This window comes from Plantibacter lichenum, from assembly GCF_050587525.1.
Lineage (GTDB): Bacteria > Actinomycetota > Actinomycetes > Actinomycetales > Microbacteriaceae > Plantibacter.
In genome coordinates this window covers 216,256-231,807 of the sequence record NZ_JBOBFT010000006.1, presented here as the reverse complement: position 1 = coordinate 231,807, position 15,552 = coordinate 216,256, and the positions used below count along the sequence as shown (strand labels likewise).

The 15,552-nt window shown below is 68.3% G+C and carries 15 protein-coding genes; 9 read left to right on the top strand and 6 right to left on the bottom strand.

Going from position 1 to position 15,552, the window contains the following annotated elements:
• Positions 1 to 768: a DUF998 domain-containing protein gene (locus tag ACQ3HB_RS10520; RefSeq protein WP_430920002.1), complete on the top strand. Its 768-nt coding sequence runs from the start codon at positions 1 to 3 to the stop codon at positions 766 to 768.
• Positions 769 to 886: 118 nt separating this feature from the next.
• Here the strand turns inward: ACQ3HB_RS10520 and ACQ3HB_RS10515 are convergent, their stop codons facing one another.
• Positions 887 to 1,474, bottom strand: coding sequence for a YqaJ viral recombinase family protein (locus ACQ3HB_RS10515; protein ID WP_430920001.1), 588 nt, complete (start codon positions 1,472 to 1,474; stop codon positions 887 to 889).
• A gap of 189 nt (positions 1,475 to 1,663) precedes the next feature.
• Positions 1,664 to 2,842, bottom strand: a complete 1,179-nt coding sequence (locus ACQ3HB_RS10510) for an ROK family transcriptional regulator (protein ID WP_430920000.1) — start codon at positions 2,840 to 2,842, stop codon at positions 1,664 to 1,666.
• 225 nt (positions 2,843 to 3,067) lie between these two features.
• Here ACQ3HB_RS10510 and ACQ3HB_RS10505 point away from each other — a divergent pair, with 225 nt between their 5' ends.
• The 7 genes from ACQ3HB_RS10505 (at position 3,068) to ACQ3HB_RS10475 (ending at position 10,380) form a co-directional block, all read left to right on the top strand.
• Positions 3,068 to 4,420, top strand: coding sequence for an ABC transporter substrate-binding protein (locus tag ACQ3HB_RS10505; RefSeq protein WP_430919999.1), 1,353 nt, complete (start codon positions 3,068 to 3,070; stop codon positions 4,418 to 4,420).
• Positions 4,420 to 5,409 carry a carbohydrate ABC transporter permease gene (locus tag ACQ3HB_RS10500; protein ID WP_430919998.1) on the top strand — a complete coding sequence of 330 codons (990 nt, stop codon included), beginning with the start codon at positions 4,420 to 4,422 and terminating at the stop codon, positions 5,407 to 5,409. The genes ACQ3HB_RS10505 and ACQ3HB_RS10500 overlap by 1 nt, the downstream gene beginning before the upstream one ends.
• Positions 5,402 to 6,241, top strand: a complete 840-nt coding sequence (locus tag ACQ3HB_RS10495) for a carbohydrate ABC transporter permease (RefSeq protein WP_430919997.1) — start codon at positions 5,402 to 5,404, stop codon at positions 6,239 to 6,241. The genes ACQ3HB_RS10500 and ACQ3HB_RS10495 overlap by 8 nt, the downstream gene beginning before the upstream one ends.
• A gap of 107 nt (positions 6,242 to 6,348) precedes the next feature.
• Positions 6,349 to 7,095, top strand: coding sequence for a sugar phosphate isomerase/epimerase family protein (locus ACQ3HB_RS10490; protein WP_430919996.1), 747 nt, complete (start codon positions 6,349 to 6,351; stop codon positions 7,093 to 7,095).
• Entirely contained in the window at positions 7,092 to 8,201 is a 1,110-nt protein-coding gene (locus ACQ3HB_RS10485) for a Gfo/Idh/MocA family protein (protein WP_430919995.1), read from the top strand. Before ACQ3HB_RS10490 ends, ACQ3HB_RS10485 begins: the two co-directional genes overlap by 4 nt.
• Complete coding sequence (locus tag ACQ3HB_RS10480) at positions 8,198 to 9,367, top strand: Gfo/Idh/MocA family protein (protein ID WP_430919994.1); 1,170 nt, start codon at positions 8,198 to 8,200, stop codon at positions 9,365 to 9,367. Before ACQ3HB_RS10485 ends, ACQ3HB_RS10480 begins: the two co-directional genes overlap by 4 nt.
• Entirely contained in the window at positions 9,364 to 10,380 is a 1,017-nt protein-coding gene (locus ACQ3HB_RS10475) for a sugar phosphate isomerase/epimerase family protein (RefSeq protein ID WP_430919993.1), read from the top strand. The genes ACQ3HB_RS10480 and ACQ3HB_RS10475 overlap by 4 nt, the downstream gene beginning before the upstream one ends.
• A gap of 266 nt (positions 10,381 to 10,646) precedes the next feature.
• Here the strand turns inward: ACQ3HB_RS10475 and ACQ3HB_RS10470 are convergent, their stop codons facing one another.
• The gene (locus ACQ3HB_RS10470) at positions 10,647 to 10,907 is read right to left on the bottom strand and encodes a YbbN family protein (RefSeq protein WP_430919992.1); all 261 of its coding nucleotides are present in this window, start codon (positions 10,905 to 10,907) and stop codon (positions 10,647 to 10,649) included.
• A gap of 172 nt (positions 10,908 to 11,079) precedes the next feature.
• On the opposite strand from ACQ3HB_RS10470, the gene ACQ3HB_RS10465 reads away from it, so the two are divergent.
• Positions 11,080 to 11,964 carry an NAD-dependent epimerase/dehydratase family protein gene (locus ACQ3HB_RS10465; RefSeq protein ID WP_430919991.1) on the top strand — a complete coding sequence of 295 codons (885 nt, stop codon included), beginning with the start codon at positions 11,080 to 11,082 and terminating at the stop codon, positions 11,962 to 11,964.
• Positions 11,965 to 12,003: 39 nt separating this feature from the next.
• Here ACQ3HB_RS10465 and ACQ3HB_RS10460 read toward each other — a convergent pair whose 3' ends face one another.
• The 3 genes from ACQ3HB_RS10460 to ACQ3HB_RS10450 form a co-directional block, all read right to left on the bottom strand.
• The gene (locus ACQ3HB_RS10460; RefSeq protein ID WP_430919990.1) at positions 12,004 to 12,666 is read right to left on the bottom strand and encodes a MarR family winged helix-turn-helix transcriptional regulator; all 663 of its coding nucleotides are present in this window, start codon (positions 12,664 to 12,666) and stop codon (positions 12,004 to 12,006) included.
• Between the two features lie 27 nt (positions 12,667 to 12,693).
• Positions 12,694 to 14,565 (bottom strand): MDR family MFS transporter, encoded by a 1,872-nt coding sequence (locus ACQ3HB_RS10455; protein WP_430919989.1) that lies wholly within the window; start codon positions 14,563 to 14,565, stop codon positions 12,694 to 12,696.
• A gap of 294 nt (positions 14,566 to 14,859) precedes the next feature.
• Complete coding sequence (locus tag ACQ3HB_RS10450) at positions 14,860 to 15,540, bottom strand: ABC transporter ATP-binding protein (protein WP_430919988.1); 681 nt, start codon at positions 15,538 to 15,540, stop codon at positions 14,860 to 14,862.
• Positions 15,541 to 15,552 lie beyond the last annotated feature (12 nt).

Here is a 15,552-nt window from a genome sequence, read left to right as displayed (position 1 = left end):
GTGAGCGGTGCGGTGCAGGACGGGTTCGGCGGTGGAACGGACGTCCTCGCGACGAGCCCCCTCTCCGATGCGAGGGAGGGCGACGCCGCGCGGCTGCGCGACCGGATGAACACGGCGGCGTTCGCGTTCGCCGGCATCGGCGGGCTCCTCATCGCGGTCGCCACGATCATGATCTGGGGCGCGCGGCTCAGCCTGCGGAAGAACAGTTATGTGAGCGGGCTCGGCGCCACGGGCGAGGTGACGGCCACGGTGTTCAACGCTGCCCTGCTCATGGTGGCGGTCGGCGGCTTGAGCCTGGCGATCGCGATGCGGCGGGCCGCGGTCGTGGCACGTCGCGCCGCGCCCGTGCCGGTGGGCAGGCGTCCGGCCGCAGCCCTCCTCACGCCGTGGGTCCTCATCGCCGCGTCCAGCCTCTGCTTCTTCGTCGCCTCGCAGGTGACGTGCACGTACGAATGCCCGATCCCGAGCAGCCCGGCGTTCACGATCCAGGACGCGTCGCACATCAGCGTGGCCGTGCTGGGCTTCGCGCTCGCCTGCCTGGCGATGGGTGTCGCCGCGCTCAGATCGAGTGACCGCGCGGTGCGCATCGGCTCGTGGACCGCCGGGATCACCGTCGCCGTCGTCGCGGGCATCGGCGGCCTCCTGTCGCTCGCCGAGATCGGCGTGCAGGTGGGCAGTTGGCTCGAGTTCGTGGCGATGACCGTCGCGCTCGCATGGCTTGTCGGGTACGGATTCGCTGAGGCGATGCGGACCCGCCCGCCGCTCTGAGGCCAGTGGTCTGCACTGAGTGAGGCCAGTGGTCTGCACTGAGGCAAGTGGTCTGCTCTGAGGCCAGTGGTCTGGGGTGCTGTGGGGCGCTGTGGGCCGTCGCTCCGGGGCCTGCCGGCTAGCGGCGAGTGGTGCGGGAGTGCAGTTCGTCGATGAGCGCGTTGGCGAGCGTCACGAGCTTGTGGATCTCGGCGTCGTCGCGGTCGACCCATCGGCAGAGCGGTTCCTCGCCGACGGGCACGAAGTCGTTGTGCTCCTCCCAGACGACGAGGGTGCGTTCCGCGCCCAGGACGTACTGCTGCCACCACACCTGTCGGAGGTAGTTGCGGGGGATGCTGCGCCATGCTTTGGTGGTGGTCTTGATCTCGGACAGGACGACGGTCCCCCGATCGGTGACGGCGAGGCCGTCCGGGGTCGCGAGGTGCCGGTGCTCGACCTCGGCCCGGAAGAGCGCCGACGACGGATCGATGCCGTGCGTCGCCGCGACCCAGCGGGCGATCTCGGGTTCGCGGGCGCGCCCGTGGTCGGTGTACGCGTTGCCGGAGAAGCCCGTGCCGCCGAGTTTCGCATCGGCCGCCGTCATGATCGAGCCGGGCGTGGAGAGCTTGGCGACGTCGGTCGCGGTGATCCCACGCGATCGGGCTCGCAGCCACGCCACTCGGTCGGTCGAATCAGCGACGATTCGGGAGAGGACGGCGTGATTCACCTGTCCATTGTCTCGCAGTCGCGGGCCGATCCGTTCCACGGGCGCCGGGTGTCACTGGACGCGCAGGGCACCGGTTCGTCGTGCGCCGTCTCGGGGCCGGCGCGGGCTTGGGTTCGGGCCCGGCCGGTCTCGTCTCGTCTTGTCTCGGCTTGGCTTGGCTGGCCGGGCCTCGCCTCGTTGCGGCTGCGGTCACCCCGCGGCGACGAGCGCGTCCACCGCGTGCGGTTCGAGAGCGTGCTCGATGACGAGGTGGGCCGCGCCGATCGCGCCGCCGAGACCGCCGGACCGTGACTGCACGATCGACAGGTGTTGGGTGGCAAGTGGGATCGATCGGCGGTAGACGACCTCGCGGACCCCTGCCAGGAGGTGCTCGCCGGCGATGCCGATGCTGCCGCCGATGACGATGACGGACGGATTGAGCAGGTTGACGGTCATCGCCAACACCTCGCCGACCTCGCGCCCGGCCTGTCGGACGAGTTCGACGGCGTGCGGATCGCCTGCGTTCAGGCGCGCGACGACATCGGCGCTCGTGCGGACGGGGTGTTCGTCGGTGTGCAGCTGGGCCGCGAGGGCCATGCCGCCTGCGACCGCTTCGAGATCGCGCTCATCGCCGGGTTCCCGCGGAGAGTCGCGGGAGAACGGGACCTGCACGTGGCCGATGTCGCCCGCCGTGCCGAGCGCGCCGCGCTGGAGCCGGCCGCCGCTGATGATGCCGGAGCCGATGCCGGTGGCGACTTTGACGTAGACGAGGTCGTCGATGTCGGGCCAGACGGTGGCGCGTTCGCCGAGGGCGAGGATGTTGACGTCGTTGTCGACGAACACGGGGCCGCGGAGGCGTTCGGCGACGAAGGCCGGGACGTCGAAGCCGTCCCAGCCGGGCATGATCGGCGGTTTGGCGGGTCTGCCGGTCGAGTGCTCGACCGGCCCGGGGACGCCGACGCCGACGCCGACGACGTCGTCCAGCGACTTCCCGATCTCGGCCAGGCAGGCGCGCGCGGCGTCGGCGACCCAGCTGAGGACGGCATCGGGCCCTTCGGAGATGGCGATGTCGGAGCGCACGCTGGAGAGCACCTCGCCCGTGAGCGTGCAGACGGCGACGAATCCGTGGCTGGCGCCGAGGTCAGCCGCGATCACGACGCGCGCGTGCGGGTTGAAGACGAGCGTGGCTGGCGGGCGGCCGCCCGAGGAGGCCGCTTCGCCGGCCGGAACGAGGAGGCCGGTGGCGAGGAGCGCATCGACGCGCGAGGAGACCGTTGAGCGGGCGAGGCCGGTGATCCTGGTGAGTTCGGCTTTCGTCCTGGGGCGGCCGTCCCGGAAGAGCTGGAAGACGTCTCCGACACCGGTGGGCACTGGCTGGGTCGGGGTCATGTGGTCCTCGTCTCTCGGTGGATTCGGCGGGGTGGATCCGATCCTCGCTCACAGGTGGGCGAATCACAAAGTTGTCCACAGTCTGACGTCTTTTGCTCACTCGTGCGCACAAGCCGCGTATGATGCATATATGCATGAGGTACAGATGCATTATTCCATGACGGATCCAGCGCAGGATCACCACCGCACCGGAACCGTCCGGGTCACCGAGGAGAGAACGGATCAATGAAGAAACCACTCCGCAGCGCAAGCAGCCCTGCTCCCGCACTCCGCATCATCGCCGTCGCCGGCGTCGCGGCCTGTCTGCTCGGAACGGCCGGGTGCTCGCCCGGCGAAGAGGGGCCGCCCACGCTCACCTACTGGGCCACGAACCAGGCCATCTCGCTCGAGCAGGACGCCGAGATCCTCGGGGAGACGATCGATCGTTTCACCGAGCGCACCGGGATCGAGGTCGAACTCGAAGTCGTTCCGTGGGCGGACCTCTACAGCAAGATCCTCGCCGCCGTGAGCAGCGGCGAAGGGCCCGACGTCCTGAACATCGGAAACACCTGGGCCGTCACACTGCAGGAGACGGGTGCGTTCGTGCCGTTCGAAGGGCAGGCGCTCGAGGCGATCGGCGGATCCGAGCGCTTCGTGCCCACGGCGTGGGAGGCATCGGGCAAGCCCGGTCAGGCGCCCACGTCGGTGCCGCTGTACGCCATGTCCTACGGGCTCTACGTCAATACGAAACTCTTCGAGGCCGCCGGGATCGACTCCCCGCCGGTCACCTGGGACGAGTTCGTGGCGGACGCGAAGACGCTCACGGTCGACACCGACGGCGACGGCGCGATCGACCAGTGGGGCACGACGCTCACGGGTGGTGCCATCACGAGCGGCGCCCACTTCGCCTTCCTGCTCGGGCAGCAGCACGGCGCCGACTGGTTCGGCCCGGACGGCACGCCGCAGCTCGACTCCGACGGCATGATCGCGGCCGTGCGTCAGTACGTCGACCTCGTCGGGGCGGACGCGGTCGCGGCCCCCTCGGACGCTGAGTCGGAGCTCGGCGCGGACTCCATTCAGGACTTCGTCGACGGGAAGGCGGCGATGATCATGGTCCAGAGTCCACGAGCGCAGTTCCTGCTCGCCGGATTCGAGGACTGGGAGCTCGCCGAGATGCCCGTGATCGATCCGCTGCCGGCCGGCGGCAAACCGATCGGGTCGCACGTCGCCGGGACCAATGTGAGCGTGTTCGCAGACTCGCCCCACCAGGATGAAGCGCTACAGTTCGTGAGCTTCCTCACGAGCGTCAGCGAGCAGGAGTACCTCAACGAGGCCTACTCGACGCTCGCCGTGACGGACGAGGCGTACGAGTCCGGAGCACTCGAGCGGGCCGACCCCAGTCTCGAGATCGCGAAGGGCATCCTCGCGGATCACGCCGCGCCGTTCCCGCTCGACAGCCGGACCGGGCAGGCGGAGACCCTCATCGGGACGGCCGTGAAGGGCCTGCTCGCGAAAGCGGCGACGACCGGCGGAGTCAGCGAGACGGAGATCCGTGCGGCCCTTCAGGACGCCCAGAGCCAGTTGGTCGCGGCCGGCTGATGACTCCGCGCACCCCGCTTCCGGCGCCCGAGTGCACGGCGCCTGAGCGCACGTCGCTCGGGCGCCGGCGACCCCGGTCAAGCCACCATGACACGCATCGGCTCGCGTACTGGCTCATCCTGCCCGCCGGACTCGCAGAACTGCTCATCCACATCATCCCCATGGCGCTGGGAGTCTGGATCGCGTTCACCTCGCTCACGCAGTTGAACATCCGCAACTGGGTCACGGTGCCGTTCATCTGGTTCGGTAATTTCATCGCCGGACTCAACCCGGAGGGCCCGATCGGTGGTGAGCTGTACACGACCTTCGTCCGAACGGTCCTCTACGTCGCCATCGTGCTCGCGCTCTCGTGGATGCTCGGCATGGCGGGTGCGGTGTTCCTGACGTCCAAGGTCAAGGGGCGGGCGTTCCTTCGCACGTTCTTCCTCGTGCCGTATGCGCTCCCCGGCTACGTCGGCACGATCGCGTGGGCGTTCATGTTCAACCAACGTGACGGCGCGATCAACCGCTTCCTCGTCGACGACCTGCATCTGCTGTCCGAGAGACCCTTCTGGCTCATCGGCGACAACGCCTTCATCGTGCTCGTCGTCGTGTCCGTCTGGCAGATGTGGCCCTTCGCATTCCTCATGCTGCTCGCGGCCCTCCAGAACGTGCCGGACGACGTCTACGAGGCGGCCGCGATCGACGGAGCGTCGCTGTGGAGGCGATTCACCGCCATCACCCTGCCGATGGTCCGTCCGGCCAACGCGGTCATGCTGCTCGTCATGGGCCTGTGGCTCTTCAACCAGTTCAACGTGCCGTTCATCCTGTTCGGCGCCGGCGCTCCCGAGTCCGCCCGGCTCATCTCCCCGCTCATCTACGAGCACTCGTTCGTGAGCTGGAACTTCGGCATCGGCAGCGCCATGAGCGTCCTGCTCCTGCTGGCGCTCTTCGCGGCATCCGTCGTCTACATCCGCATCGTGCTCCCGAAAGGACAGAACCGTGCGTGAGACCCTCGGCTTCATCTGGCTGCGGAGAATCGTGTTGACGATCCTCGCCGCGTTCGTGGCGGCACCGCTCTACGTCATCGTGAGCACCTCGGTCAAACCGCTGCAGGACGTCCGAGGCGTCTTCGCCTGGTTGCCGGCGACCATCACCCTTGAGCCGTACGTCGACATCTGGCGCACGGTCCCGCTCGCCAAGTACTTCACGAACAGCCTCATCGTGACCTCGGTGTCGACCCTGTTGTCGGTCATCATCGCGATCCTCGCGGCGTACGCGATGGCGAGGCTGCGGTTCCGGGGGAGCAGGGTGTTCAGCCTCGTCGTCCTGTCCACGCAGATGTTCCCCGGAATCCTCTTCCTGCTGCCACTGTTCCTCATCTTCACGCAGGTGCAGCGCCTCGTCGGGCTGCAACTCAACGGCTCCTACCTCGGGCTCATCATCACCTATATGACGTTCACCCTGCCGTTCGCGATCTGGATGCTGAGCGGGTATCTGCAGGCGATCCCACAGGAGCTCGAAGAAGCGGCGATGATCGACGGCACCGGCCGCCTCGGCGCACTCGTCCGCGTGATCATCCCGGTCGCGAAACCCGGCATCATCGCGGTCGCCGTCTACTGCTTTATCTCCGCATGGAGCGAGGTGCTCTTCGCGTCCGTCCTGACGAACAATGCCACCCGTACCCTGCCGATCGGCCTGCAGGCGTACGCGAGCAGTACGACCGTGCTCTGGAACGAGCTCATGGCCGCGTCGATCGTCGTCTCGCTCCCCGTGCTCATCGGCTTCGCGCTCGTCCAGAAGCACCTCGTCACAGGCCTGGCGGCCGGAGGGGTGAAATGAGGTCGATGACGATCGACGAATGACTTTTGATTGACCCCCGACAGAAGTGTCACTAGGCTTGCCCGTGCAGCAACGGCTGTTCGGAACCATCATCAACGAGGAGAATCGTGTCGACTTCCCAACTTTCCGTCCAGCTCTATTCGGTGCGTGACGCTCTCGCCGCCGATACGGCCGGAACCCTGCAGCGGCTCGCCGAGATCGGCTTCCGTCAGGCGGAGCCCTTCGGCTTCGGTCCAGACGCCGACCTCACCGCAGTGCACGGCGCCGGGTTCACCACGCCCAGCGCGCACGCCAACTTCATCAAAGAGGGCACCGACCTCGCCGCCTACTTCGGCGCCGCAGCCGCAGCCGGCGTGAAGGTGCTCATCGACCCCGCGATCGCCGCAGAGCGCTTCAGCTCCGCTGACGGCGTCAAAGGCATCGCCGACGACCTCAATGCCGCCGCCGCCGTCGGTGCGCAGCACGGCGTCGAGATGGGCTACCACAACCACTGGTGGGAGCTCGAAGGCGACATCGAAGGCACCAGCCCGCTCGAGTACCTCGCGTCGATCACCGACCCGGCCGTCGTCTTCGAGGTCGACACCTACTGGGTCGAGGTCGGCGGACGCCGTGCAGTCGACGTCCTCGCAAGCATCGGCGACCGCGTCAAGCTCCTTCACGTCAAGGATGGCGACGCCTCACGCGACACCAAGAAGCAGCTGCCCTCCGGCGCGGGCGTCATCCCCGTGCTCGACATCCTCGCGGCGGCGCCCAACGCCCTCCGCGTCGTCGAATTCGACGACTATGACGGGGACATCTTCGCCGGCCTGCAGCAGAGCTACGACTACCTCACCGCAAACGGAGTGACCGCATGACCAACACCACCACCGGCCCGGTCGGCGTCGGCCTCATCGGCGCGGGCGTCATCAGCGACCAGTATCTGACGAACCTCACGACCTTCCCTGACCTCGACGTCCGATTCGTCGCGGACCTCGACACCGAGCGTGCGCGCACGCAGGCCGAGAAGTACGGCGTTCCGGGGTCCGGCACGGTGGAGGAACTCCTCGCCGACCCCGAGATCCAGATCGTCGTGAACCTGACCATCCCGAAGGTCCACGTCGCCATCGCCCTGCAGGCGCTCGCCGCCGGCAAGCACGTCTGGAGCGAGAAGCCGTTCGCGCTCGACCGCGAGAGCGGCAAGGAGCTCCTCGCCGCAGCGAACGCGGCCGGACTGCGCGTCGCGACCGCCCCGGACACCTTCCTCGGCGCCGGCATCCAATCGGCGCGTCGTCTCATCGAGTCCGGCGAGATCGGTGCACCGCTCACCGCGCTCACGCTCATGCAGAGCCCCGGCCCCGAATCGTGGCACCCGAACCCGGACTTCCTCTTCCAGGAGGGCGCAGGCCCGCTGTTCGACATCGGCCCGTACTACCTCACGGCCCTCGTGCAGCTGTTCGGACCCGTCGCCCGCGTCACGGCGCTCGCGTCGACCGCGTCGCCCACGCGCACCATCGGCTCCGGCCCACGCGCAGGGGAGTCGTTCGACGTCACCGTGCCCACGCACGTGAGCGCCCTGTACGAATTCGAAAGCGGACAGGTTGCGCAGAGCGTGTTCAGCTTCGACTCGAAGCTGGCCCGCGCCCAGTTCGAGGTCGCCGGTTCCACGGGCACGCTCGTCGTCCCGGACCCGAACACCTTCGAGGGCGACCTGCTCGTCTACCGTGGCACCGACCCGGAGACCATCCCGGCCACAGGGTCCACGTCATCGCGTGGGACCGGTGTGGTCGAACTGGCTCAGGCGATCCGCGCCGGACGCCCCGAGCGCGCCTCGGGTGAACTCGCCTTCCACGTGCTCGACGTCATGGTCGCCACCGCGGAGTCCGGAACGAGCAAGACCTCCGTCGAGGTCGAGAGCACGGTCGAGCTCGCTCCTGCCCTCGCCGAGGACTGGGACCCGCTCGTCAGGACGTTCGAGGCATGAGCGCACGGATCGCTCCGGGCGTCGCCGTCATCGGCGGCGGCTTCATGGCGACGGTCCACAGTCGCGCGGCGCGGCAAGCCGGCGCACGACTCGTCGGAATCGTCTCCTCCCGTCCGGAGCGGTCCGCCGCTGCCGCCGACGCACTCGGATTCGAGCGCGGGTACGCATCGCTCGATGAGCTGCTCGACGACCCTGCCGTGGACGTCGTCCACGTCTGCACGCCCAACGGACTCCACGCCGAGCAAGCGCTCGCCGTGATCCGGGCGGGCAAGCACGTCATCTGCGAGAAGCCGCTCGCCACGAACCCGGCCGATGCCGCACTGCTGGTCGAAGCGGCGGCCGACGCAGGAGTCGTGGCGACGGTGCCGTTCGTCTATCGCTTCCACCCGCTCGTGCGTGAAGCACGAGCACGCGTCGCCGCCGGCGAGGTCGGTCGCGTCCTCACCATTCGCGGCACCTACCTGCAGGACTGGCTGCTCTCCTCGGAGGACGACAACTGGCGGGTCGATGCGGAACGCGGCGGTCGCTCCCGCGCATTCGCCGACATCGGCTCGCACCTCGTCGACCTCATCGAGTTCATCAGCGGTCAGCGCATCGATCGCATCGCGGCCACGACCAGGACGTTCTTCGCCGAGCGCGCCCAGCACGATGCCATCACCACGGAGGACGCCGCTGCGGTCGTCCTGCAGGCAGGCGGCGGCGCCATCGGCACCGTCCTCGTCTCGCAGGCGGCACCGGGTCGCAAGAACCGCCTCCATCTGGAGATATCCGGAACCGAGGAGAGCATCGGCTTCGACCAGGAACAGCCGGAGACCCTCTGGCTCGGCCGGCGCACCGGCTCGCAGCTCCTCCCGCGGGACGCCGACCAGCTGCACCCCGACGCCGCACGACTGTCGATCGTGCCGTCCGGCCACCCGCAGGGATACCAGGACGCGTTCAACGCCTTCGTCGCCGACACCTACGCCGCCATCGCCGGTGAGCGGCCGGACGGCCTGCCGCGATTCGCGGACGGTCTCCGAGCATCACTCATCACCGAAGCGGTGCTCGACGCGGCCGAAGCCGACGCCTGGATCGCCATCCCCGCGTCCGGCCCGGCCGGTGTCCACGCCGGCTCGCCCGCACACCTCCACACCGATCTCCCCGCAGAGAGCAGGACCGCTTCATGAGCACCCCCGCACGCCACCCCGTCACCCTCTTCACCGGCCAGTGGGCCGACCTCCCCTTCGAAGAGGTCGCAGCCCTCGCAGCGGGCTGGGGCTACGACGGCCTCGAGATCGCCGCTTCCGGTGACCACCTCGACCTGAAGCGTGCCGACGAGGACGACTCGTACGTCCAGTCGCGGCTCGACATCCTCGACCGCCACGGCCTCACCGTCCACGCGATCTCGAACCACCTCACGGGCCAGGCCGTGTGCGACGACCCCATCGACTTCCGTCACGAAGCGATCGTCCGGCCCTACACCTGGGGCGACGGCGACGCGGAAGGCGTGCGCCAGCGCGCCGCCGAGGACATGAAGCGCTCCGCTCGTGTCGCCCGCAAACTCGGCGTGGACACGGTCGTCGGCTTCACCGGATCCAAGATCTGGCAGTACTCCGCGATGTTCCCGCCCGTCCCCGCATCGGTGATCGACGCCGGGTACCAGGACTTCGCCGACCGCTGGAACCCCATCCTCGACGTCTTCGACGCCGAAGGCGTGCGGTTCGCTCACGAAGTGCACCCCTCTGAGATCGCGTACGACTACTGGACCTCCGTCCGCACCCTGGAAGCGATCGATCGTCGTCCGGCGTTCGGGTTCAACTGGGACCCGTCGCACATGATGTGGCAGGGCATCGACCCGGTCGCGTTCATCGTGGACTTCAAGGACCGTATCTACCACGTGGACTGCAAGGACACGCGGGTCCGCCCGGCCAACGGTCGCGCGGGCATCGTCGGCTCCCACCTCCCGTGGGGCGACCCGCGCCGCGGCTGGGACTTCGTCTCCACCGGCCACGGCGACGTCCCGTGGGAGGACGCGTTCCGTGCCCTCACGTCCATCGGCTACGCAGGCCCCATCTCCGTCGAATGGGAGGACGCAGGCATGGACCGTCTCCACGGGGCGGCCGAAGCCGTGACCTACATCCGTTCGCTGCTCTGGGACCTCCCCGCGCAGTCCTTCGACGCGGTGTTCAACACGCAGTAGTCACGCCTGGCTCGGAACTCCGGGTCCACCGCCGCCCCACGACCCCCGCGGTCGTGCGAGCCGTCCGCTCTCTCTGGAACGGCTCGCACGGCCGCGGTTCTGTGTTGCGGCTGAGACGGATGCCGAGGACGGTGCCGGCGCCGATCGGGCCCGGACGGGTGGCGGTCGCAGCTCGGGCGGTTAACGGCTGGTGCCTGTGCTGAGCGGGTGATGCTGGTGTCGATCAGGTGGTGCCGGAGTCGATCGGTGCAGCCGACTGGTGCGAGCTAGACGGCCTTCGCAGCAGCAACGAGCACCTGGTTGAGTGTGGGCGCACCGGCGGCGCGGAAGACTTCCGTGCCGTCTTCGCGGGAGATGATGACGGTCGGTGTGGACCGGATGCCGTCCGCTTCCGCCTCATCCATCCTGAAGGCGACATCGCGTTCTTCGACGATCGCACCGGGCACGAGGGTCGCGACCTCGGCGAGGACCGAGCGCGCCTGCATGCAGGGGGCGCAGAACGCCGAGGTGTACAGCAGCAACTTCACACTGGCCCCAACGTCGACGGCCGTCCCTGCATTCCGTCCCCGCCGTCCGTCATGTTCACAACTCAGGAGCGCTGCGGCGCGTCGCGCCGCCCGCGCGGCGTGTCGCCCACGACACGCCGGGCCTCTCCTGAGTTGTGAACATCCGGGAGGGAGAGGGGAGGAGGATGGGCGCATGAGAATCGCAGTGACGGGTGGCTCGGGCAAACTCGGTCGTACAGTAGTTCGGGAACTCCGGGGGCACGGCCATCACGTCGTGAACCTCGACCAGGCGGGGGAGCGCGGACCCGGTTTCGTCCGCATCGACCTGCAGGACGCCGGCCAGGTGCTCGACGCGCTCACCGGCATCGATGAGCAGGCGCCGGACGGATTCGACGCTGTCGTGCACCTCGGCGCGATCCCCGCGCCGGGACTCGCCTCCAACACAGCGACGTTCCACAACAATATGCTCGGCACCTACAACGTGCTGAGCGGCGCGATCAAGGCGGGCATCACGAACATCGTGACGGCGTCGAGCGAGACCGTGCTCGGGCTGCCGTTCGACACCCCTCCGCCCTACATCCCCGTCGACGAGGAGTACGACGCCCGACCCGAATCGACCTACTCGCTGTCGAAGCATCTCGAGGAGCAGCTCGCGATCCAGCTGACGCGATGGCATCCCGAGGTGAAGATCGTCGCGCTGCGGTTCTCGAACGTGATGGATGAGGCCGACTACGCGGCGTTCCCGTCGTTCGACGCGGACGCGGGTGCTCGCAAGTGGAACCTGTGGGGCTACATCGATGCGAGGGACGGCGCGCAGGCGGTGCTCCGCGCGCTGGAACTGGAGCAGCGCGGGTTCGACCGGTTCATCATCGCGGCGGCCGACACCGTGATGTCGCGGCCGAACGCCGAGCTCATCGCGGAGGTGTTCCCCGGCGTGCCCGTGACGCGCGAGGTCGGTCCGAACGAGACCCTCCTGTCGATCGACAAGGCCCGCCGGGTGCTGGGCTTCGACCCGCAGTACTCCTGGCGCGCGGCCCGCGAGGCGTCACAGATGGTGAGTAACGGCGCCGAACACTAGCCATGTGTGACACCTCGCGGGCTAGAGGCACCTCGCGGGCTAGAGGGTGTCGTTGAGCTTGCCGAGCAGCTGCGCGAGACGCTCGATGTCGCCACGGTCCCACGACGCCATCTGGCGGTAGAGGACGGCCTGGTCGTTCACGCGCAGTTCGTTGACGCGTGTGCGGCCCTCGTCGGTCGCGACGATGAGGCTCGCGCGGCCGTCATCGGGGTCGGCCTGCCGTTCGAGGAGGCCGAGCGATTCGAGCTGGTGCACCATCCGGCTGACGGAGCTCTTGTCGGAGGAGAGCAGCTCGGCGAGCGAGCTGGAGCGCACCGAGCCGTAGCGGACGACCATCGTGAGCAGCTTGTACGCGGCGGGCTGCAAGCCGGGGCTCACGCGTTCGGCGCGATCGCGGATGGCGACCCGGATGCGGTTCACGAGCAGCCCGAACTGCTCCTCGACTGCAGAGATCGCTTCGTCGAATCCCGGATCACCCGGTGCCTTCGATGCCGCGGGGAGATTCAGCGCACCGGGCTCGGCGGCTGCGCGACGGGCCTCCGCGCGACGTGCTTCCGCCCGCCGATCAGCTGCGCTCGGGCCTCCCGCCGTGCCCGAATCGACAACGGCCGAAGCCCCGGAGACGAGTTCGTTCGTCTCCGGGACTTCGGCGGTGAGTGGCTCACCCGTCTGCTTGCGCTCGGGCGCGTGATCGCTGGACATCGTGAGCATTGTACGGCAGCGTTCGCGTCAGTCGACTGGGCGGTCGGCGTGCTTGGGGCCGTCGTGGTGGCCGTCCGCGGCGCCGGTGGACCCGCCAGCCGATTCGCCAGCCGATGCACCGGGGACGCTCGCCGCGGCCGATCGTTCCCTGGCCACTTCGGCATCCAACTCCGCCTCGAGCGTCGACGTGTCGTAGGTCACTTCCGAGCCGATGGTGGCGTCGGCCACGTCGAGGACGGTCTCGCCGGCCTGCGCTGCGATCGAACCCGTCGCCGTGGTCACCACGCCGGTGGCCGCGCCGTCTGCGCCCTTCGCCTCCGCCATGCGCTGGAGCGCGGTCTTCGTCCCCAGCTTGCGGTTGGGGAGGAAGATGACGGCGATGATCGTGAGGATCGCGAGCGGCGCTGCGACGAGGAAGATCTCCGCCACCGCGTTGCCGTAGACCGACTCGATGATGACGCGAACCGATTCGGGGAGCGAGCTCACCTTGGGGATCGTGCCGCTCTGGAGCTGCTTGGCGACTGCTGCACCGCTCGGGCCGAGGGCGACGATGGCCGCCTGCAGGTCCGCGGCGCGGTCGGCGAGCATGTTCGTCACCTTCGTGGCGAGCACGGCGCCCATGACGGAGACGCCGATCGTGCCGCCGAGGCTCCGGAAGAACGCGATGCCGGAGCTCGCGGTTCCGAGTTGGGTCGGCAGCACGTCGTTCTGCACGACGAGCACGAGGTTCTGCATCACCATGCCGACGCCTGCGCCGAGGATGAACATGAACACCGAGACGAGCACGTAGTTCGTGTCGTAGTGGATCGTGCTCATCAGGAACAGGCCGGCGGTCAGGAGGACGGAACCGACGATGAGGTAGGGCTTCCAGTGTCCGAAGCGCGAGATCATCTGGCCGACGACGATCGACGCGATCAGCAGACCACCGATCATCGGGAGCGTCAGCAGGCCGGATTCAGTCGGTGTCGCTCCACGGGCGAGCTGCATGTACTGGCTGAGGAAGACCGAGGTGCCGAACATCGCGACGCCCACCGAGATGCTCGCGACGACCGCGAGGGTGAAGGTGCGGTTCTTGAAGAGCGACATCGGGATGATGGGCTCCTTGACCTTGATCTCCACGATGACCGCCGCTGCGAGGATGAGGACGGCGGAACCGACCATCACGAGCGTGGTCATGCTGGCCCACTCGAACTGGCTGCCGGCCATCGTGACCCAGATGAGGAGGAGCGAGACGCCACCGGCGATGAGGGCTGCACCGAGGTAGTCGATGCGGACCTTGCCGACCTTCCGCTTGGGGAGGTGCAGCGTCTTCTGGAGGAGGAAGATGGCGACGATCGCGACGGGGACGCCGACGAAGAAGTTCCAGCGCCAGCCGACGGAGTCGGTGAGGAGGCCGCCGAAGAGCGGTCCGCCGACGGTGCCGACGGCCATCACCGCGCCGAAGAGGCCCATGTAGCGGCCGCGTTCACGCGGGCTGATGATGTCGGCCATGATGATCTGGCTGAGCGCGGTGAGGCCACCGGCGCCGAGGCCCTGCAGGACGCGGAACATGATGAGCGTCCCGGTGTCCTGGGAGAACCCGGCGAGGGCCGAACCGAGGACGAAGATGCCGAGGGCGAGCTGGATGAGCAGCTTGCGGTTGAAGAGGTCGGCGAACTTGCCCCAGATGGGCGTGGAGACCGTGGTGGCCAGGAGGGTGGATGTGACCACCCAGGTGAACGCGGTCTGGTCGCCGCCGAGGTCGGAGATGATGCGCGGCAACGAGGTGGAGACGACGGTGCCCGCGAGGATCGACACGAACATGCCGAGGAGGAGGCCGGAGAGGGCCTCGAGCACCTGGCGATGCGTCATGCCGTTCTCCGCGCGAGCGGTGGGAACGGTGGTGGTGTTGGTGGACATGAGCTCCGCGATCGGGACGTGGTGACGGCATGGAGCCGCCCGCTTCAGTTAGTTGATATTGCGCAACTATATGACAAGTTGTTGATGTACGTCAACTAAGTGAGGCGGCGTCGTATTCCCGATGCCCTTCGACGGGTGGGGGAGCGCCCTTCGACGGGCTCAGGGACCGGACCCGATCGGTCCCTGAGTGTGCCGGTCCCTGATCGCGCCCCGGTCCCTGAGCCTGTCGAAGGGCACAAGCTCAGAGACCAGCGAACTCAGGGACCACCGCGCCCAGGGACCGGACCCGCTGAACTATCGCGAGTTCGTCACATCGGTCAATCGCCCGTCCTTGATGCGCAGGCGGCGCTCCGCTCGTTTCGCCACGGCGCTGTCGTGGGTGACGATGACGACCGTCAACCCGCGCTCCCGCCAGAGGCCCTCGAGGAGATCCATGATCTCGTCGCGCGTTCCCTCATCGAGGTTGCCGGTCGGCTCGTCTGCGAGGAGCACCGACGGCTCTTTGACGAGTGCCCGGGCGATCGCGACCCGCTGCTGCTGTCCGCCGGAGAGTTCCGCGGGCCGGTGTTCGCCGCGCTCGCCGAGACCGACCGATGCGAGCGCCGCCCGCACCCTCGTGTCGCGTTCCGCAGTCGACATCCCGAGTGGGACGAGGGCGGTCGCGACGTTCTCGTGCGCGTTGAGCGTCGGGATGAGGTTGAAGCCCTGGAAGACGAAACCGATCTGCTTCGCCCGGATCTTGCCGAGCTTCGCCTCCGTCAGCTTCGAGAGGTCGTCGCCCGCGAGGGAGATCGAGCCTGAGGTGGGGCGGTCGAGGGCGCCGAGCATCTGGAGGAGCGTCGACTTGCCGCCGCCCGTCGGTCCCTGGATGGCGACGAGCTGGCCGTCGGGGATCTCGAGGTCGACATCGGCGAGGGCGGTGATGGAACGCTTCGACTGTTGGTAGCGCTTCGTCAGGGAGGAGATGGAGTACATGAGGTGTGTCCT